This window comes from Streptomyces sp. NPDC008092 (assembly GCF_042957285.1).
In the GTDB taxonomy this organism is placed as follows: domain Bacteria; phylum Actinomycetota; class Actinomycetes; order Streptomycetales; family Streptomycetaceae; genus Streptomyces.
Genome location: NZ_JBIBHY010000007.1, coordinates 1 through 17,244 on the forward strand (window position 1 = coordinate 1; position 17,244 = coordinate 17,244).

A 17,244-nucleotide genomic window follows, 5' to 3' on the forward strand; every position below is an offset into this window, starting at 1 on the left:
AAACGCCCGGTTACATTCCGAACCCGGAAGCTAAGCCTCACAGCGCCGATGGTACTGCAGGGGGGACCCTGTGGGAGAGTAGGACACCGCCGAACTCCTTTTAGAGCTCTGGCTCTTGGGCAACAAGCCCAAGAGCCAGAGCTTTTTTGCGTTGAGGTAGGGTCAGGGAGCAAAGTTGGCTCGTTTCCCACCACAGGAGGCCCCCGGGTGGAGGTCCAGGAGACGCGTGTCCAGACGGACCGTGTCCTCACCATCCCGAACATCCTCAGCATGGCGCGTCTGGTCGGCGTACCCGTCTTCCTGTGGTTGATCCTCAGGCCTGAGTTCGGCGGGCCCAAGAGCGACGGCTGGGCCCTGCTGGTACTGCTCTTCAGCGGCGTCAGCGACTACCTGGACGGCAAGCTCGCCCGGCGCTGGAACCAGATCAGCAGTCTCGGCCGGCTGCTCGACCCCGCCGCGGACCGGCTCTACGTGCTGTCGACGTTGGTCGGGCTCACGTGGCGCGAGATCCTGCCGCTCTGGCTGACAGCCGCGCTGCTGCTGCGTGAGCTGGTTCTGCTGGTGATGGTGGGGATCCTCCGCCGGCACGGCTATCCGCCACCCCAGGTGAACTTCCTGGGGAAGGCCGCCACGTTCAATCTGATGTACGCGTTCCCGCTCCTGCTCCTGAGTGACGGAAGCGGCTGGATCTCGTCACTCGCTGCTATTTTCGGATGGGCGTTCGCAGGGTGGGGTACAACGCTCTACTGGTGGGCAGGAGTGCTCTACGTGGTGCAAGTCCGCCGCCTCGTCCGCGCGGACGCCACAGCCGATTGAGCTCGGCGATTGTCCGGACGTAGTGGCCCCTCGATTGCTCTCGATGGCCCGCGGCGGAAAAGTGCGGGACAATCTGGACGGGTGAAGTCGGCTAGACCGTCATCTCTTAGAGGAGGACGCTTCCGACATGAAGGCCGTCGTGATGGCCGGTGGTGAAGGCACACGCCTTCGCCCCATGACCTCCAGCATGCCCAAGCCACTCCTTCCGGTCGTCAACCGACCGATCATGGAGCATGTGCTTCGGCTGCTCAAAAGGCATGGGCTCACCGAGACCGTCGTCACTGTGCAGTTCCTGGCATCGCTGGTCAAGAACTACTTCGGGGACGGCGAGGAGCTCGGTATGGAGCTCACCTATGCCAACGAGGAGAAGCCACTCGGTACCGCCGGAAGCGTCAAGAACGCCGAAGAGGCGTTGAAGGACGATGCTTTCCTCGTCATCTCCGGCGATGCGCTGACCGACTTCGACCTCACCGAGCTGATCAACTTCCACAAGGCAAAGGGCGCGCTCGTCACGGTCTGCCTGACGCGGGTGCCCAATCCGCTGGAATTCGGCATCACCATCGTCGACGAAGAGGGCAAAGTCGAGCGCTTCCTCGAGAAGCCGACCTGGGGCCAGGTCTTCTCCGACACGGTGAACACGGGCATCTATGTCATGGAGCCCGAGGTATTCGACTATGTCGAGGCCGACGTTCCCGTCGACTGGTCCGGCGATGTCTTCCCGCAGCTGATGAAGGAAGGCAAGCCGATCTACGGCTACATCGCCGAGGGCTACTGGGAGGACGTCGGTACTCACGAGTCGTACGTGAAGGCGCAGGCCGACGTCCTGGAGGGCAAGGTCGACGTCGACATCGACGGCTTCGAGATATCCCCCGGTGTATGGGTCGCCGAGGGGGCGGAGGTGCACGCGGACGCCGATCTGCGCGGGCCGTTGTACATCGGTGACTACGCCAAGGTCGAGGCCGGCGCGGAAATCCGGGAGCACACCGTCGTCGGGTCCAACGTCGTCGTGAAGAGCGGCGCCTTCCTGCACCGGGCCGTCGTCCACGACAACGTGTACGTCGGGCAGCACAGCAACCTGCGGGGCTGTGTCGTCGGGAAGAACACCGACATCATGCGGGCCGCGCGGATCGAGGACGGGGCGGTCATCGGTGACGAGTGCCTGATCGGTGAAGAATCGATCGTTCAGGGCAATGTCCGGGTCTATCCCTTCAAGACCATCGAAGCCGGCGCCTTCGTCAACACCTCGGTGATCTGGGAGTCCAGGGGGCAGGCGCACCTGTTCGGCGCCCGGGGCGTTTCCGGGATCCTGAACGTCGAGATCACGCCGGAACTGGCCGTACGGCTGGCCGGCGCGTACGCGACCACCCTGAAGAAGGGGTCCACCGTCACGACGGCCCGTGACCACTCCCGCGGTGCCCGTGCGCTCAAGCGGGCGGTGATCTCCGCGCTCCAGGCCAGTGCCATCGACGTACGCGACCTGGAGAACGTGCCGCTGCCCGTGGCCCGGCAGCAGACCGGGCGGGGCAGCGCCGGCGGGATCATGATCCGGACCTCGCCCGGGGTGCCGGACTCCGTGGACATCATGTTCTTCGACGGGCAGGGCGCCGACCTCTCCCAGGCCAGCCAGCGCAAGCTGGACCGGATCTTCGCGCGGCAGGAGTACCGGCGCGCGTTCCCCGGCGAGATCGGCGACCTGTACTTCCCGGCCAGCGTCTTCGACTCGTACACCGGGTCGCTGCTGCGGAACGTCGACACGACCGGGGTCGCCGAATCGGGCCTCAAGGTCGTCGTGGACGCCTCCAACGGCAGCGCCGGGCTCGTGCTGCCGAGCCTGCTCGGCAAGCTCGGTGTGGACTCGCTGACCATCAACCCGGGCCTGAACGAGGCGAGGCCCACGGAGACCGCCGACCAGCGGCGGGCCGGGCTGGTACGGCTCGGCGAGATCGTGGCGTCGTCCGGGGCCGCGTTCGGTGTGCGGTTCGACCCGGTCGGTGAGCGGCTGTCCCTGGTGGACGAGAAGGGCCGCATCATCGAGGACGACCGTGCGCTCCTTGTGATGCTCGACCTGGTCGCCGCCGAGCGGCGCAGCGGCCGGGTGGCGCTTCCGGTCACCACGACCCGGATCGCCGAGCAGGTGGCGGCGTACCACGGTACCCAGGTCGAGTGGACGACCACCTCTCCCGACGACCTCACGCGCGTGGGGCGTGAGGAGGGCACCATCTTCGGTGGTGACGGCAAGGGCGGATTCATCGTCCCGGAGTTCAGCAGTGTCTACGACGGTACGGCCGCGTTCGTACGCCTGATCGGTCTGGTGGCGCGGACGCAGCTCACGCTCAGCCAGATCGACGCCCGGATCCCGAAGGCGCACGTCCTCAAGCGGGACCTGGCCACACCGTGGGCTGTCAAGGGGCTGGTCATGCGGCGTGTCGTCGAGGCGGCCGGTGATCGGTTCGTCGACACGACCGACGGGGTGCGGGTCGTCGAGACCGACGGGCGCTGGGTGATGGTGCTGCCCGACCCGGCCGAGGCGGTCACCCATCTGTGGGCCGAGGGGCCCGACGACGCGTCGGCGCAGGCTCTGTTGGACGAGTGGTCGGCGACAGTGGACAGCGCCGGACGGTAAAACCGCTGCACGCGTGCGTGCCGGACATGTGTCCCCACGGGGGCCGGTCCGGCACGCCGGTGGGGCCGTTCGGAGGTACTGGTCGCGACGTGCGACGATGTGCGGCATGCCGCAGCAACCCCCCGTTCGGAGCAGCGCCGCCCGGCCGTCGCGTCCGGACGCCTCCATGTCGTTGATCACCAACGTCATGGACCACAGCCTCGACGACGGGTACGCCGAGGCGGCCGCCCGGAAGCGGGCCCAGGGGGAGGGCGGCGGCATGCCGAAGACCCTCCGGGCCCGGCTGGGCCTCGCCGGCGGTCTGGTGCTGGCGGCCCTCGTGGTGACCGTGGGAGCGGCGCAGGCGCGCGTGACGGCGCCCGTGGTGGCCAAGGAGCGCCAGGAGCTCATCGACAGGATCGACCGGGAGACGGCGGCCGCGGACAAGCTGGAGACCGGTGTCGACAAGCTCCGGGACGACGTCAGCGCCCGCCAGCGCGCCGCACTGAACGAGAGCGGCGGCAGCGGGCAGGCGGACCTGGTGGACGTCCTGTCGGGCGCCACGGCGGTGCACGGCCCCGGTGTGAAGCTGGTGGTGAACGACGCCAAGGAGGCCTCCTCGGGCGGCGACGCCGGCAATCCCCGGGAGACCTCCGGGTTCTCCGACACCGGCCGGGTGCGGGACCATGACATGCAGCGCGTCGTGAACGGGCTGTGGGCCTCGGGCGCCGAGGCGGTCTCGATCAACGGGCAGCGGCTGACCGCCCTGTCCGCGATCAGGGCCGCGGGGGACGCGATACTTGTCGACAACAGGCCGCTGGTACCGCCGTACACGGTGCTGGCGGTGGGGGACGGGCAGAAGCTCGGCTCCAGGTTCCAGGACAGTCCCGACGGGCTGTATCTGCATGCCCTGGAGGAGAACTTCGACATCCGGGCGACCATCTCCACGGAGAGTGACGTCCGGTTGCCCGCCGCGCCCAGCGTGATCGTACGTACAGCACAGCCGTACACCGAGAAGACTGAGAAGGGCACATCGTGATCGCCGTACTTGGCCTCGTCGTGGGCGTCGTGGCCGGACTGTTGGTCCGGCCTGAGGTTCCGGCGGTCGTCGAGCCGTATCTGCCGATCGCCGTCGTCGCGGCGCTCGACGCCGTCTTCGGCGGTCTGCGGGCCATGCTGGACGGGATCTTCGACGACAAGGTCTTCGTGGTGTCCTTCCTGTCGAACGTGGTGGTGGCCGCGCTGATCGTCTTCCTCGGCGACAAGTTGGGTGTGGGCTCGCAGCTGTCCACGGGGGTCGTGGTCGTCCTTGGTATCCGCATCTTCTCCAACGCCGCGGCGATCCGACGGCACGTCTTCCGGGCGTGAGCGGCATGGGCGAGCACGAGAAGGAGCCGGAGCACCGGCTGCGCAGAGAACTCCCGGCCGAGGTGCCCGCCGCGGCGCCGGAGGCCGGTTCCGCCGCCGAGCCGAAGCCGGAGGCCGGGCTGACCGGCCGCGAGAGGCTGGTCCAGGGGCTGTGGCCGCCACGCGTGAGCAGGGCCCAACTGATCGTCGCCGTGCTGCTTTTCGGGCTCGGATTCGGGCTCGCCGTGCAGGTGGCGTCGAACAGCGACAGCGACAGTGCGCTGCGTGGCGCCCGGCAGGAAGATCTTGTTCGTATCCTCGATGAACTGGACGACCGTACTCAGCGTCTTGAGGACGAGAAGACAGGACTCGAGAAGCAGCGCGAGGAGTTGCAGAGCAGCTCCGACCAGGCGGCGGAGGCCCGCAGGCAGACGGCCGAGAAGGAGCGGCAACTCGGTATTCTCGCGGGCACCGTGGCGGCGCAGGGTCCTGGCATCACGATGACGGTCGACGACCCGAAGGGGACGGTGCAGGCGGACATGCTGCTCGACGCGATCCAGGAGCTGCGCGCGGCCGGCGCGGAGGCGATCCAGGTCAACGGGGTCCGGGTGATCGCCGGTACCTATCTCACCGACTCCGGGAAGAGTGTGAGCGTCGACGGGAACAAGATCACCCAGCCTTACGTTTTCAGGGTGATCGGCAAGCCGCAGGACCTCGAACCGGCCCTGAACATCCCCGGAGGCGTGGTGCAGACCCTGGAGAAGGAGCAGGCGACTGTGACCGTCGAGCGATCCGCCAAGATCGTCGTGGATGCCTTGCGACCGGCGAAGCAGCCTGACTACGCTCGGTCGTCCTCACAGTGAACCGGCGGTGCATGGGGGACGTCCGGCGAGGGCATGAGGATGCGGGGGGTCGGCGCACCGGGGAACCGGAGCGTGGTGGAAACTGTCTGGTGGATACGGACGTTGTGTGGTTGTCCGGGTCGGCCGGTTTATTCAGTCAGGGTTCGTCCTGCCCCACGGGCGGGTCTGTTTCGGTCAAGGGGAATCGCCCGTGAAGTTGTTTGCGAAGTTGTTCGGCAAGAGCGCGCGAGAGGGTAGCGACAACGCGACCGCGCGCCATCGGGCACAGCCCGACGCGGAGGGCCAGCGCCCGCTGTTCCGGGACCAGGTGGCTGGTCCGGGGGGTGACATTTCGGGAGGTCAGGGCGCGCCGTCAGTTGACCCGTCCCAGTCCGGCGGCATAGGTTTCGGGCAACCGTCAACCTCAGGTACGGGTGGAGGGTTCGCCTCCGGCCCGTACGCGTCCAACGCCCCGGCGGGGCAGCCGCGGCAGGAGGATCCGTCCATGTCGGCCCTGGTTTGTACGAGGTGCGGTAACCGCAACGCGGAGAACGCCCGCTTCTGTTCCAACTGCGGAGCCCCGCTGCGTGCGGGCGCCGTACCCGAGCGTGCGTCGGAGACGACGTCCACGATCTCGATCTCCGGCCTGGAGGCCTACGACGCCGAGGTCACCGGCCAGACCCAGATGCCGTCGCTCTCGCCCGAGGCGCAGGCGGCGGTCGACGCGCTGCCGCTCGGTTCCGCGCTGCTGGTCGTGCGCCGGGGCCCGAACTCGGGCAGCCGGTTCCTGCTGGACAGCGACCTGACCACGGCCGGCCGTCACCCGCAGAGCGACATCTTCCTCGACGACGTGACGGTCTCGCGTCGGCACGTGGAGTTCCGCCGCCAGCCGGACGGCTCGTTCACGGTGGCCGACGTCGGCAGCCTCAACGGCACGTACGTCAACCGGGAGCGCATCGACCAGGTCGCTCTGTCGAACGGTGACGAGGTCCAGATCGGCAAGTACCGGCTGGTCTTCTACGCGAGCCGGCAGGGCATCTGACCCTCCGGAGCTCGCCTGGAGGACCCAGGGAAGAAGGTCCATGCTGCACACACCGAGCGGCGGTACCGGTCACGGCACCGCCGCCACGGAATCCGGGCTGATGAGCATCGGCACGGTGCTGAACGTGCTGCGCGACGAGTTCCCCGAAGTCACCATCTCCAAGATCCGTTTTCTGGAGTCGGAGGGGCTCATCGAGCCGCGCCGTACCCCTTCCGGGTACCGGAAGTTCAGCGCCGGGGACGTGGAGCGTCTGGGACACGTCCTGCGGATGCAGCGGGACCACTATCTGCCGCTCAAGGTCATCCGGGAGTACCTGGAAGCCATGGAGCGCGGCGAGGCGGTGCAGCCGCCCGTGCTGGGGCGGCAGCGGGACGGTGAGGCCGTGCCGATGGCTCCCGAGGTGTCCACGGTGGCGCGGATCGGCCGGGACGAGCTGCTCGCGGCCGCCGACATCGACGAGAGTCGCCTCGCGGAGTGGGAGTCGTACGGACTGATCGCTCCGCTGGAGGACGGCGTGTACGACGCCGAGACGGTCACCGTGGCTTCGCTCGTGGCCGAGCTGGGCCGGTTCGGGATCGAGCCGCGTCATCTGCGGGCGATGAAGGCCGCCGCCGACCGGGAGGCAGGCCTGGTGGACCAGGTGGTGGCGCCGCTCAAGCGGCACCGCAACCCGCAGACCAGGGCCCATGCGGAGGCCCGCACGAAGGAGCTGGCGGCGCTCACGGTGAAGCTGCACGCCGCGCTGATGCAGACGGCGCTGGGGGTGCGGTTGCCGTGAGTACGTCGACAGGACCCGGGCGGAGGCCGGATCGGGCGCGCGTTCCGGGCCCGACTACCCAAACGTCCCGGGCACGGCCTAGGGTTGCTGTGTGAACGAGCTCGATGTCGTAGGTGTCCGGGTGGAAATGCCCTCCAACCAACCGATCGTGCTCCTGCGCGAAGTGGGAGGCGACCGTTACCTCCCCATCTGGATCGGGCCGGGGGAGGCGACGGCGATCGCGTTCGCCCAGCAGGGCATGGCGCCTGCCAGGCCGCTGACCCACGACCTGTTCAAGGACGTGCTGGAGGCCGTCGGCCAGGAGCTCACCGAAGTGCGCATCACGGACCTGCGTGAAGGCGTCTTCTACGCGGAGCTGGTCTTCGCCAGCGGGGTCGAGGTCAGTGCCCGTCCGTCCGACGCCATAGCGCTGGCGCTGCGCACCGGAACGCCGATCTACGGCAGTGACACGGTGCTGGACGACGCGGGCATCGCGATCCCGGACGAGCAGGAGGACGAGGTGGAGAAGTTCCGCGAGTTCCTCGACCAGATCTCGCCCGAGGACTTCGGCACCAGCAGCCAGTGAGGGACCACAGCGGCCCGTCACCCGCCAGGAGGTCGGTGACGGGCCGGTTCGTGACAGAAGTCCGGTGACGGGCCGGTTCGGGCTTGGTCGGGGGCTGGTCGCAGCCGAAACTCATGGGCAATTGCCAGCGGCCATTGAGAGCGTCCTACGGCCTCCCGCCAGAGCATTCGGCTAGCCTTTCCCCGCGGTGGGGCACGGGAAACCACTCCTAGGGTGATTATCACTCGGCGTGCCGAGTGTGGCGATCGTTGACGCACCCCTGGTGACTGCCTACCGTCGAGAAGGCAGGTCAAGGACGGAGGTCGGCGTGAGAAGCAGCGGCGACGGTATGGCTGGGGGTGCCCCCGGACGCGGTTTCGGGGAGAGCGGTCCGTCCCCGCTTCACAGCAGCATTGCCGGTCACGCCCCACAGCGGCCGACCGCAGTGCACAGCGGCGGAGGGGCGGCGTCCATGGCCACCGAGGAGATCGGCTACCGCGGGCCCACGGCCTGCGCGGCGGCCGGCATCACCTACCGGCAGCTCGACTACTGGGCCCGCACCGGCCTTGTCGAGCCCAGTGTGCGGCCGGCCCACGGGTCGGGCACCCAGCGTCTGTACAGCTTCCGGGACGTCGTCGTCCTGAAGATCGTCAAGCGGTTCCTGGACACCGGGGTCTCTCTCCAGAACATCCGCACCGCCGTCCAGCATCTGAGGGAACGCGGTTTCCGCGATCTGGAGCGGATGACCCTGATGAGCGACGGTGCCACGGTCTACGAGTGCAGCTCGCCCGACGAGGTGCACGCCCTGCTCCAGGGCGGTCAGGGCATCTTCGGGATCGCGGTCGGCGTGGTGTGGCGGGACGTGGAGAGCGCGCTTTCCCAACTGCACGGCGAGCGCGTCGACACCGGGGAGACGCTCGTCGGCCACAACCCCGCCGACGAACTGGCACGGCGGCGCAACCGGGCGGTCTGAAGGCCTCATGTGATGCCCCGGCACGGGACACCGTGCCGGGGCATTGTCAGTGCTGTGGTGCAGCATCGGAGATGTGAGAAACGCGCCCACGATCCTGCATCTCGACATGGATGCCTTCTTCGCCTCGGTGGAGCAGGCGTCCAAGCCGAGCCTGCGCGGGAAGGCCGTGGTCGTGGGCGGGCTCGGACCACGCGGTGTGGTGGCCACCGCGTCGTACGAGGCCCGGGTGTTCGGGGTGCACTCCGCGATGCCGATGGGGCAGGCACGGCGGCTGGCGCCGAACGCCGCGTACCTGGTGCCGCGCTTCGGCCTGTACCGGTCGATCAGCGAGCAGGTGATGGGGCTGCTGCGCGGCCTCTCGCCGCTGGTGGAGCCGCTCAGCCTGGACGAGGCCTTCGTGGACCTGGAGGCCGGTGAGGTGGCCTGGGACGCCGCGTCGGCCCTGCTGGTGGGGGAGAGGCTGCGCGCGGACATACGGGCCGTCACGGGGCTCTCCGGGTCGGTCGGGCTCGCCGCCTCCAAGATGCTCGCGAAGATCGCCTCCGAGCAGGCCAAGCCGGACGGGCTGGTGCTGATCGAGCCGGGCACGGAGCGGGCGATGCTGGGGCCGATGACGGTTCGGACCCTGCCGGGGGTGGGGCCGGCGACGGGGGACCATCTGCGGCGGGCCGGGATCACCACGGTCGACGAGATCGCCGAGGCCGGGGAGGACGAGCTCGTCCGGCTGCTGGGCAAGGCCCACGGGCACGCCCTGTACGCGATGGCGCTGGCCCACGACGAGCGGCCCGTGGTGGCCGAGCGGGAGACCAAGTCGGTGTCGGTCGAGGACACCTATGACGTGGACATCCACGACCGGCTGCGGGTGGGTCTCGAGGTGCAGCGGCTGGCCGACCGGTGTGTGCGGCGGCTGCGCGGTGCCGGGCTGTCGGGGCGGACCATCGTGCTGAAGGTACGGCGGTACGACTTCTCGACGCTCACCCGGTCCGAGACGCTCAGGGGGCCGACGGACGACCCGGCGGTGGTGCGGGAGGCGGCGGCGCGGCTGCTGGACTCGGTGGACACGACGGGGGGTGTGCGGTTGCTGGGGGTGGGGGTGTCGGGGCTGGCCGACTACACCCAGGAGGACCTGTTCGCGCAGGCGGCGGCCGGGGAGGGGGCGGCGGAGTTCACGACGGAGGAGGACGTTTCGGAGACGGTTGCGGAGGAGGAGGTGGTGACCGAGCGGCGATGGCCCGCGGGGCACGATGTGCGGCATGCCGAGCACGGGCACGGGTGGGTGCAGGGGAGTGGGCTGGGGCGGGTGACGGTGCGGTTCGAGACGCCGGGGTCGGCGGGGCCGGGGAGAGTGCGGACGTTTCGGGTCGAGGATCCCGAGCTGGAGCCGGCGGAGCCGTTGCCGTTGGTGCCGGGGGTTTCGGCGGACGGGGTGCGTATGTGACCGGCGTGGGGCCGGGCGGGGGTGGGGACGCTCACCGGCGCTTGCCGGGTGTCTCCCCCAGCCTTCGGCCGGGGGACCCCCAGCGCCCACCCGTGCCGCCCCAGCGGCACGACTGCCCGCACGGGTAGAGCCGGGTAGCCAGGCGGCTGGGCAGCGTCCCGGCGTCGGCCCTACGCCCCGGCGTCCTCCGTGCCTGCCAGTTTGCCGAAGTCGTGGTCCGGGCGGTCCGGTGGCGGGGCGGTCGTGTCCAGGCCGTAGTGGTGGTAGAGCTGGAGTTCCTGTTCCGGGGAGAGGTGGCGGCCCACGCCGAAGTCGGGGGCGTCTTTGATCAGGGCGCGGTCGAAGGGGACCTTGAGGGTGCCCTCGACCAGTTCGCTGGGCTCCAGGGGCACGAAGGCGTCCCGGGAGAACAGGCCGGTGCGTATGGCCGCCCACTCCGGCACGCCCGTCGCGTCGTCGAGGTACACCTCGTCGATCGTGCCGATCTTCGTGCCGTTGCGGTCGAACGCCTTGCGGCCGATCAGGTTGCGCGGATCGATGTCGGTCTGCACGGGCCCTCCACTTGGTCGCAACTCATCCGTAAGCACTACAAAAGAGCACATTGAAGGAGGCGGCCACTCGAAGGCTCCGGTGTTGCCCTCGCTGGTAGGCTGGCAGCGGCTGCTGACCCCGTGCGGGAGAGTCCTCCGGGCAACCGGAGGCGCCGAAGGAGCAAATCCTCCCCGGAATCTCTCAGGCTCACGTACCGCACGGACGAGGTCACTCTGGAAAGCAGGGCGGATGTCGACGGCGTCCGCCCTCACCGACGGTGAAAACCGGTGGTCCGCGAGGGCGCACCGGTGAAGCTCTCAGGTCAGATGACAGAGGGGGAGGCCGTCGGGGTACCCGTGCCGGGGTACCCCTCGAAGGTCGCGTCAGACCAGGAGGCCTCCGTAATGACCGCCCAGCGCATCCCGCTCTCCGAACTTGAGCAGGGGATTCCCTTCGAGCAGCGCCACATCGGCCCCGATCACGAGGCCCGGGCCAAGATGCTCGCCCAGGTCGGGTACGGCTCGCTCGACGAGCTGACCGCCGCCGCCGTGCCGGACGTGATCAAGAACGCCGACCGCCTGCAGCTGCCGGACGCCCGGACCGAGGCCGAGGTCCTGGCCGAGCTGCGGTCGCTGGCCGACCGGAACCAGGTGCTCGACTCGATGATCGGCCTGGGGTACTACGGGACCTTCACGCCGCCCGTGATCCTGCGCAACGTGATGGAGAACCCCGCCTGGTACACGGCCTACACGCCCTACCAGCCGGAGATCTCCCAGGGCCGGCTGGAGGCGCTGCTGAACTTCCAGACCGTGGTCGCCGACCTCACCGGACTGCCCACCTCCGGTGCCTCGCTGCTCGACGAGGGCACGGCCGCCGCCGAGGCCATGGCCCTGTCGCTGCGCATGGGCAAGAACAAGAAGGGCGTCTTCGTCGTCGACGCGGACGCGCTGCCGCAGACCATCGCCGTGATCCAGACCCGGGCCGAGCCCACGGGCGTGGAGGTCGTGGTCGCCGACCTCACCGACGGCATCCCGGCGGACCTCGCCGGGCGGGAGATCAACGGGGTGCTCGTCCAGTACCCCGGCGCCTCCGGAGCCGTACGCGACATCAAGGGCGTCATCGAGCAGGCCCATGAAGCCGGTGCGCTCGTCACCGTCGCCGCCGACCTGCTCGCGCTGACCCTGCTGGCGTCGCCGGGCGAGCTCGGCGCCGACATCGCCGTCGGCACCACCCAGCGGTTCGGCGTGCCGATGGGCTTCGGCGGGCCGCACGCCGGTTACATGGCGGTCCGCGAGAAGTTCGCGCGCAGCCTGCCCGGACGGCTCGTGGGCGTCTCCGTGGACGCCGACGGCAACAGGGCGTACCGGCTGGCGCTGCAGACCCGCGAGCAGCACATCCGGCGGGAGAAGGCCACCAGCAACATCTGCACCGCGCAGGTGCTGCTCGCCGTGATGGCCGGCATGTACGCCGTCTACCACGGTCCCGAGGGGCTCAAGGCCATCGCCCAGCGGACGCACCGCTACGCCACGATCCTCGCCGCGGGCCTCAGGGCCGGCGGTGTCGGGATCGTCCACGGCGCCTACTTCGACACCCTCACCGCCCGGGTGCCCGGCAAGGCCGCCGAGATCGTCGCCGCCGCCCGCCGGGGCGGCGTCAACCTGCGGCTCGTCGACGCCGACCACGTCTCCATGGCCTGCGACGAGACCACCACCCGCGCCCAGCTGAGCGCCGTCTGGACGGCCTTCGGCGTCGAGGGCGACGTCGCGGCGCTGGACGCCGTCACCGAGGACACGCTGCCCGAGGCGCTGCTGCGCACCGACGGCTACCTGACCCACCCCGTCTTCGAGCAGCACCGCTCCGAGACCGCGATGCTCCGCTACCTGCGCCGGCTCGCCGACCGGGACTACGCGCTGGACCGCGGCATGATCCCGCTGGGCTCCTGCACCATGAAGCTCAACGCGACCACCGAGATGGAACCGGTCACCTGGCCCGAGTTCGGCCAGCTGCACCCGTTCGCCCCCGCCGAGCAGGCGCAGGGCTACCTCACCCTCATCCGGGAGCTGGAGGACCGGCTCGCCGAGGTCACCGGGTACGACAAGGTGTCCCTGCAGCCCAACGCCGGATCGCAGGGCGAGCTGGCCGGGCTGCTCGCCGTACGCGCGTACCACCGCGCCAACGGCGACGCGCAGCGGACCGTGTGCCTGATCCCGTCGTCCGCGCACGGCACCAACGCCGCGAGCGCCGTGATGGCGGGCATGAAGGTCGTCGTCGTGAAGACCGCCGAGGACGGCGAGATCGACGTCGCGGACCTGCGGGCGAAGATCGAGCAGCACCGCGACGAGCTCGCCGTGCTGATGATCACCTACCCGTCCACGCACGGTGTGTTCGAGGAGCACGTCGCCGACATCTGCGCGCAGGTGCACGAGGCCGGCGGTCAGGTGTACGTCGACGGGGCCAACCTCAACGCCCTGGTCGGGGTCGCCAAGCCCGGCCACTTCGGTGGCGACGTCTCCCACCTCAACCTGCACAAGACCTTCTGCATCCCGCACGGCGGCGGCGGTCCCGGTGTCGGTCCGGTGGCGGTGCGCGCGCACCTCGCGCCGTACCTGCCGAACCACCCGATGCAGCCCGCCGCCGGGCCGGAGACGGGCGTCGGGCCGATCTCGGCCGCGCCGTGGGGCTCGGCGGGCATCCTGCCGATCTCGTGGGCGTACGTCCGCCTCATGGGCGGCGAGGGGCTGAAGCGGGCCACGCAGGTGGCCGTGCTCAGCGCCAACTACGTCGCCAAGCGGTTGGAGCCGCACTTCCCCGTGCTCTACACCGGGCCCGGCGGGCTGGTCGCGCACGAGTGCATCATCGACCTGCGGCCGCTGACCAAGGCGACCGGAGTGAGCGTCGACGACGTCGCCAAGCGGCTCATCGACTACGGCTTCCACGCGCCGACGATGTCCTTCCCGGTGGCCGGCACGCTGATGATCGAGCCGACCGAGTCCGAGGACCTCGGCGAGCTGGACCGGTTCTGCGAGGCGATGATCGCCATCCGTGCCGAGATCGACAAGGTCGGGGCGGGGGAGTGGTCCGCCGACGACAACCCGCTGCACGGTGCCCCGCACACCGCCGGGGCGCTGGGCGGCGAGTGGAAGCACGCGTACAGCCGGGAGGAGGCCGTCTTCCCCGCCGGGGTGTCCGCCGCCGACAAGTACTGGCCGCCGGTGCGCCGGATCGACCAGGCCTTCGGTGACCGGAACCTGGTGTGCTCCTGCCCGCCGCTGGACGCGTACGAGGACTGACGCACCGGCACAGAACGAGAGGCCCCGCTTCGGCGGGGCCTCTCGCGTCATGCCGGGTACGCGTGCGTCTGGGTCGCTTTCACCGTCGCCCAGACCGTGGCGCCGGGATGCAGGTCCAGTTCTGCGGCTGCGACGGTGGTCAGGTCTGCGGCGAGGGCGAGTTCGCCGGTCAGGTCGGCGCGGATCTGGTCGCCGTGGGTCTCCAGGCCGGCGACCTCGCAGCGCCAGAGGTTGCGGGCGCTGGCGCCCGTGGGGCGGTCCCGGAAGAGGGTGACGGCGCTCGGCGGGAACGCGACGAAGACGTCGCCGACGAGGACTTCGGTGGTGGTGATGGCGGTGGTGTTCGAGGGGCCCGAGTCCAGTTCGACCGTGTGGCCGTCGGCCCGGCCCCGGTAGAGGTTGAGGCCGACCAGGTGGGCGATGTAGTCGGTGCGCGGGTGGCGGGCGATGTCGGCGGGTGTGCCCTCCTGGACGACCCGGCCGTCCTCGATGACGATCAGGCGGTCGGCCAGCACCATGGCGTCCAGCGGGTCGTGCGTGACCAGCACCGCGACGGCCTCGAACTCGGACAGGTGGCGGCGGAGTTGGGACCGTACGTCGAGGCGGGTGCGGGCGTCGAGGGCGGCGAGCGGTTCGTCCAGGAGGAGGAGACGGGGGTGGGTGGCCAGGGCGCGGGCCAGTGCCACGCGCTGGGCCTGGCCGCCGGAGAGACGGCGGGGTTTGACGCCGGCGTGTTCGGCGAGGCCCATGCGGTCCAGCCAGGCGGCCGCCCGGGCGCGGGCCTCGGCCTTCGTCGCACCCTGGCAGCGGGGGCCGAAGGCGACGTTGTCGAGGGCCGTGAGGTGGGAGAAGAGGAGGTAGTCCTGGAAGACGACGCCCACCGGGCGGGATTCGGGGGGCGTGCGGTCCAACTCCGTTCCGTCGAGGCGGAGGTGGCCGGTGGTGAGGGGGGTGAGGCCGGCGAGGGCGCGGAGGGCGGTGGTCTTTCCGGCGCCGTTCGGGCCGAGGAGGGCGACGACCTCGCCGGGGGCGGCGGTGAGGGTGATGTCCAGGTGGAAGGCGGGGCGGGTGACGACGAGGTGGGCGTGGAGGCCGGGGGTGGTCGGCTTGGCGTCGTCCGGTGCCGTGGGGTGTGGGTTTGTCATCTGGGCGTCGTCCACCGGGTCGTCCTCATGATGCCGTCATCCAACGGTCCCGCAACGCCGCCAGCACCGCGATCGACACCGCCAGCAGCACCAGGCTGAGCGCGATCGCCGCGTCGGGGTCGTTCTGCAGGGCGAGGTAGACGGCGAGCGGCATGGTCTGGGTGCGGCCGGGGAAGTTGCCGGCGAACGTGATCGTCGCTCCGAACTCGCCGAGTGCGCGGGCCCAGGCCAGGACCGCGCCGGCCGCGATGCCGGGGGCGATGAGGGGGAGCGTGACCCGGCGGAACGCCGTGAAGCGGGAGGCGCCCAGGGTGGTGGCCGCCTCCTCGTAGCGGGGGTCGGCGGCGCGGAGCGTGCCCTCGACGCTGATCACCAGGAACGGCATGGCGACGAAGGACTCGGCGACCACCACGCCCGCGGTGGTGAAGGGGAGGGTGATGCCGAACCAGGCGTCCAGCCACTGGCCGACCACCCCGTTGCGGCCCAGCGCGAGGAGCAGGGCCACACCGCCGACCACCGGGGGCAGCACGAGCGGGAGGGTGACCAGTGCGCGGACGAAGCCCCGGCCGGGGAACTCCGTGCGGGCCAGCAGCCAGGCCAGGGGGACGCCGAGGACCAGGCTGACGGCCGTCGCCGCCGTGGCGCAGACCAGGGAGAGCTGGAGGGCCTGCCACACCTCCGTGCTGGTGAGCAGGGACGGGAGGCTGCGCCACGGGGCCCGGACCAGCAGGGCGACCAGCGGCAGGAGCAGGAAGACCAGGGCTACCGCTCCGGGGAGGAGGAGCGGTAGCGGTACGGCTGCCCGAACGCGCCGGCGCCGCGGACCGCCCGTGCGGGGGCCGGCCGCGGCGCCGGACCGGTCGGCCTGCGTCACGGCTTGAGGAACCCGGCCTCGTTCAGGACCTGCTGGCCCTCGGCGGACTGCACCAGGGCGATGAACGCCTTGGCCACCGCCGGGTTCGGGGCGTTCTTGAGGAGGGTGATCGGGTAGTCGTTGATCGCGTTGGCGGACTCGGGGAACTCCACGCCCTCCACCTTGCTGCCGGCGGCCTTCACGTCGGTCTTGTAGACGACCGCCGCGTCGGCCTCCTTGAGGACCACCTTGTTGAGGGCGGACTTCACGTCCTCCTCGTAGGAGACCGGGGTGAGCTTGAGCTTGCTGGCGTCCAGGGCCTTCTGCGCGGCGGCGCCGCACGGCACCGTCTTGTCGCAGAGGACGACCTTGAGCGAGGACTTGGTGAGGTCCTTCAGCGAGGAGATCTTGTCGGGGTTGCCCGGCAGGGTGGCGATCTCCAGCTGGTTGCGGACGAAGGTGGCCGGCGTGGTGGCGTTGTCCTTCTTGTCCGTGACGATCGCCATGGTCTTGGGGCTCGCGGAGGCGAAGACGTCGGCCGGCGCCCCGCCGGTGATCTGCGCGGCCAGGGTGTCGCTGCCGCCGAAGCTGAAGTCGACCTTGGTGCCCGGGTGGGCCTTCTCGAAGTCGGCCTTCAGGGTCGTGAAGCTCTCCTGCAGCGAGGCCGCCGCGAACACGGTGATCGAGCCCGACAGCTTGGGCGTGGCCGCCGCCGACGTGTCCGACTTCGTCGTCGCGGACGAGTCGTCGGAGGACGAACAGGCGCTCAGGGCCAGCAGGGCCGCGACCGAGGCGCCGGCCACCTGGAGCGTCCGCCGGGTCCGGCGCACGGAACGGGTCATCACGAGTGAACTCCTCTGGATTCTATGAACAATCTGTCGCGCCCTGCTGCGATCTGTCTATCAGTCCGCGTGGCGATGATACTGCCGCAGTTGCCAGGCGTAAGTCTTCTGTCACATCGCATGAGCTGCATACTTTCGGATTGGGGCTGGCATGTGCGTTTGTACGGTGACGTGCCGCGGGTACCGTCATCCGGGAGGTGG

At 70.0% G+C, this 17,244-nt stretch carries 15 protein-coding genes, 1 rRNA gene and 1 riboswitch; of the genes, 12 read left to right on the forward strand and 4 right to left on the reverse strand.

The annotated features are described in order from the left end of the window. The 11 genes from rrf to ACFZB3_RS23070 form a co-directional block, all read left to right on the forward strand. Positions 1-95, forward strand: a 5S ribosomal RNA gene (gene rrf / locus ACFZB3_RS23020); the annotation flags it as partial. Between the two features lie 112 nt (positions 96-207). Then, entirely contained in the window at positions 208-816 is a 609-nt protein-coding gene (locus ACFZB3_RS23025) for a CDP-alcohol phosphatidyltransferase family protein (protein ID WP_391377884.1), read from the forward strand. Between the two features lie 127 nt (positions 817-943). Next, positions 944-3,439, forward strand: a complete 2,496-nt coding sequence (locus ACFZB3_RS23030) for a sugar phosphate nucleotidyltransferase (RefSeq protein ID WP_391377885.1) — start codon at positions 944-946, stop codon at positions 3,437-3,439. 106 nt (positions 3,440-3,545) lie between these two features. Next, on the forward strand, positions 3,546-4,457 hold the full coding sequence (locus ACFZB3_RS23035) for a DUF881 domain-containing protein (protein WP_391377887.1): 912 nt from the start codon (positions 3,546-3,548) through the stop codon (positions 4,455-4,457). Next, a complete protein-coding gene (locus tag ACFZB3_RS23040; protein ID WP_046727248.1) occupies positions 4,454-4,786 on the forward strand; it encodes a small basic family protein in 333 nt (110 codons plus the stop codon). Before ACFZB3_RS23035 ends, ACFZB3_RS23040 begins: the two co-directional genes overlap by 4 nt. A 5-nt stretch (positions 4,787-4,791) precedes the next feature. After that, positions 4,792-5,628 carry a DUF881 domain-containing protein gene (locus ACFZB3_RS23045; RefSeq protein ID WP_391377889.1) on the forward strand — a complete coding sequence of 279 codons (837 nt, stop codon included), beginning with the start codon at positions 4,792-4,794 and terminating at the stop codon, positions 5,626-5,628. A 190-nt stretch (positions 5,629-5,818) separates the two neighbouring features. Next, entirely contained in the window at positions 5,819-6,649 is an 831-nt protein-coding gene (locus ACFZB3_RS23050) for an FHA domain-containing protein (RefSeq protein ID WP_390047467.1), read from the forward strand. 40 nt (positions 6,650-6,689) lie between these two features. Next, positions 6,690-7,427 (forward strand): MerR family transcriptional regulator, encoded by a 738-nt coding sequence (locus ACFZB3_RS23055; RefSeq protein ID WP_391377891.1) that lies wholly within the window; start codon positions 6,690-6,692, stop codon positions 7,425-7,427. A 91-nt stretch (positions 7,428-7,518) separates the two neighbouring features. Beyond that, entirely contained in the window at positions 7,519-7,992 is a 474-nt protein-coding gene (locus tag ACFZB3_RS23060; RefSeq protein WP_026253112.1) for a bifunctional nuclease family protein, read from the forward strand. 307 nt (positions 7,993-8,299) lie between these two features. Further along, on the forward strand, positions 8,300-8,944 hold the full coding sequence (locus tag ACFZB3_RS23065) for a MerR family transcriptional regulator (RefSeq protein WP_391377893.1): 645 nt from the start codon (positions 8,300-8,302) through the stop codon (positions 8,942-8,944). 73 nt (positions 8,945-9,017) lie between these two features. Continuing rightward, entirely contained in the window at positions 9,018-10,382 is a 1,365-nt protein-coding gene (locus tag ACFZB3_RS23070; protein WP_391377895.1) for a DNA polymerase IV, read from the forward strand. A gap of 170 nt (positions 10,383-10,552) precedes the next feature. Here the strand turns inward: ACFZB3_RS23070 and ACFZB3_RS23075 are convergent, their stop codons facing one another. Next, positions 10,553-10,933, reverse strand: a complete 381-nt coding sequence (locus ACFZB3_RS23075; protein WP_391377897.1) for a PRC-barrel domain-containing protein — start codon at positions 10,931-10,933, stop codon at positions 10,553-10,555. A 113-nt stretch (positions 10,934-11,046) separates the two neighbouring features. Beyond that, positions 11,047-11,140, forward strand: a riboswitch (glycine riboswitch). A 177-nt stretch (positions 11,141-11,317) separates the two neighbouring features. On the opposite strand from ACFZB3_RS23075, the gene gcvP reads away from it, so the two are divergent. After that, on the forward strand, positions 11,318-14,203 hold the full coding sequence (gene gcvP / locus ACFZB3_RS23080) for an aminomethyl-transferring glycine dehydrogenase (protein WP_391377899.1): 2,886 nt from the start codon (positions 11,318-11,320) through the stop codon (positions 14,201-14,203). Positions 14,204-14,250: 47 nt separating this feature from the next. Here gcvP and ACFZB3_RS23085 read toward each other — a convergent pair whose 3' ends face one another. The 3 genes from ACFZB3_RS23085 to modA are packed head-to-tail and all read right to left on the reverse strand — an operon-like array spanning position 14,251 to position 17,043. After that, positions 14,251-15,348 carry an ATP-binding cassette domain-containing protein gene (locus tag ACFZB3_RS23085; protein WP_391377901.1) on the reverse strand — a complete coding sequence of 366 codons (1,098 nt, stop codon included), beginning with the start codon at positions 15,346-15,348 and terminating at the stop codon, positions 14,251-14,253. Positions 15,349-15,373: 25 nt separating this feature from the next. Then, a complete protein-coding gene (gene modB / locus ACFZB3_RS23090; protein WP_391377903.1) occupies positions 15,374-16,222 on the reverse strand; it encodes a molybdate ABC transporter permease subunit in 849 nt (282 codons plus the stop codon). Then, a complete protein-coding gene (gene modA, locus ACFZB3_RS23095) occupies positions 16,219-17,043 on the reverse strand; it encodes a molybdate ABC transporter substrate-binding protein (RefSeq protein WP_391377905.1) in 825 nt (274 codons plus the stop codon). The genes modB and modA overlap by 4 nt, the downstream gene beginning before the upstream one ends. Positions 17,044-17,244: the final 201 nt, after the last annotated feature.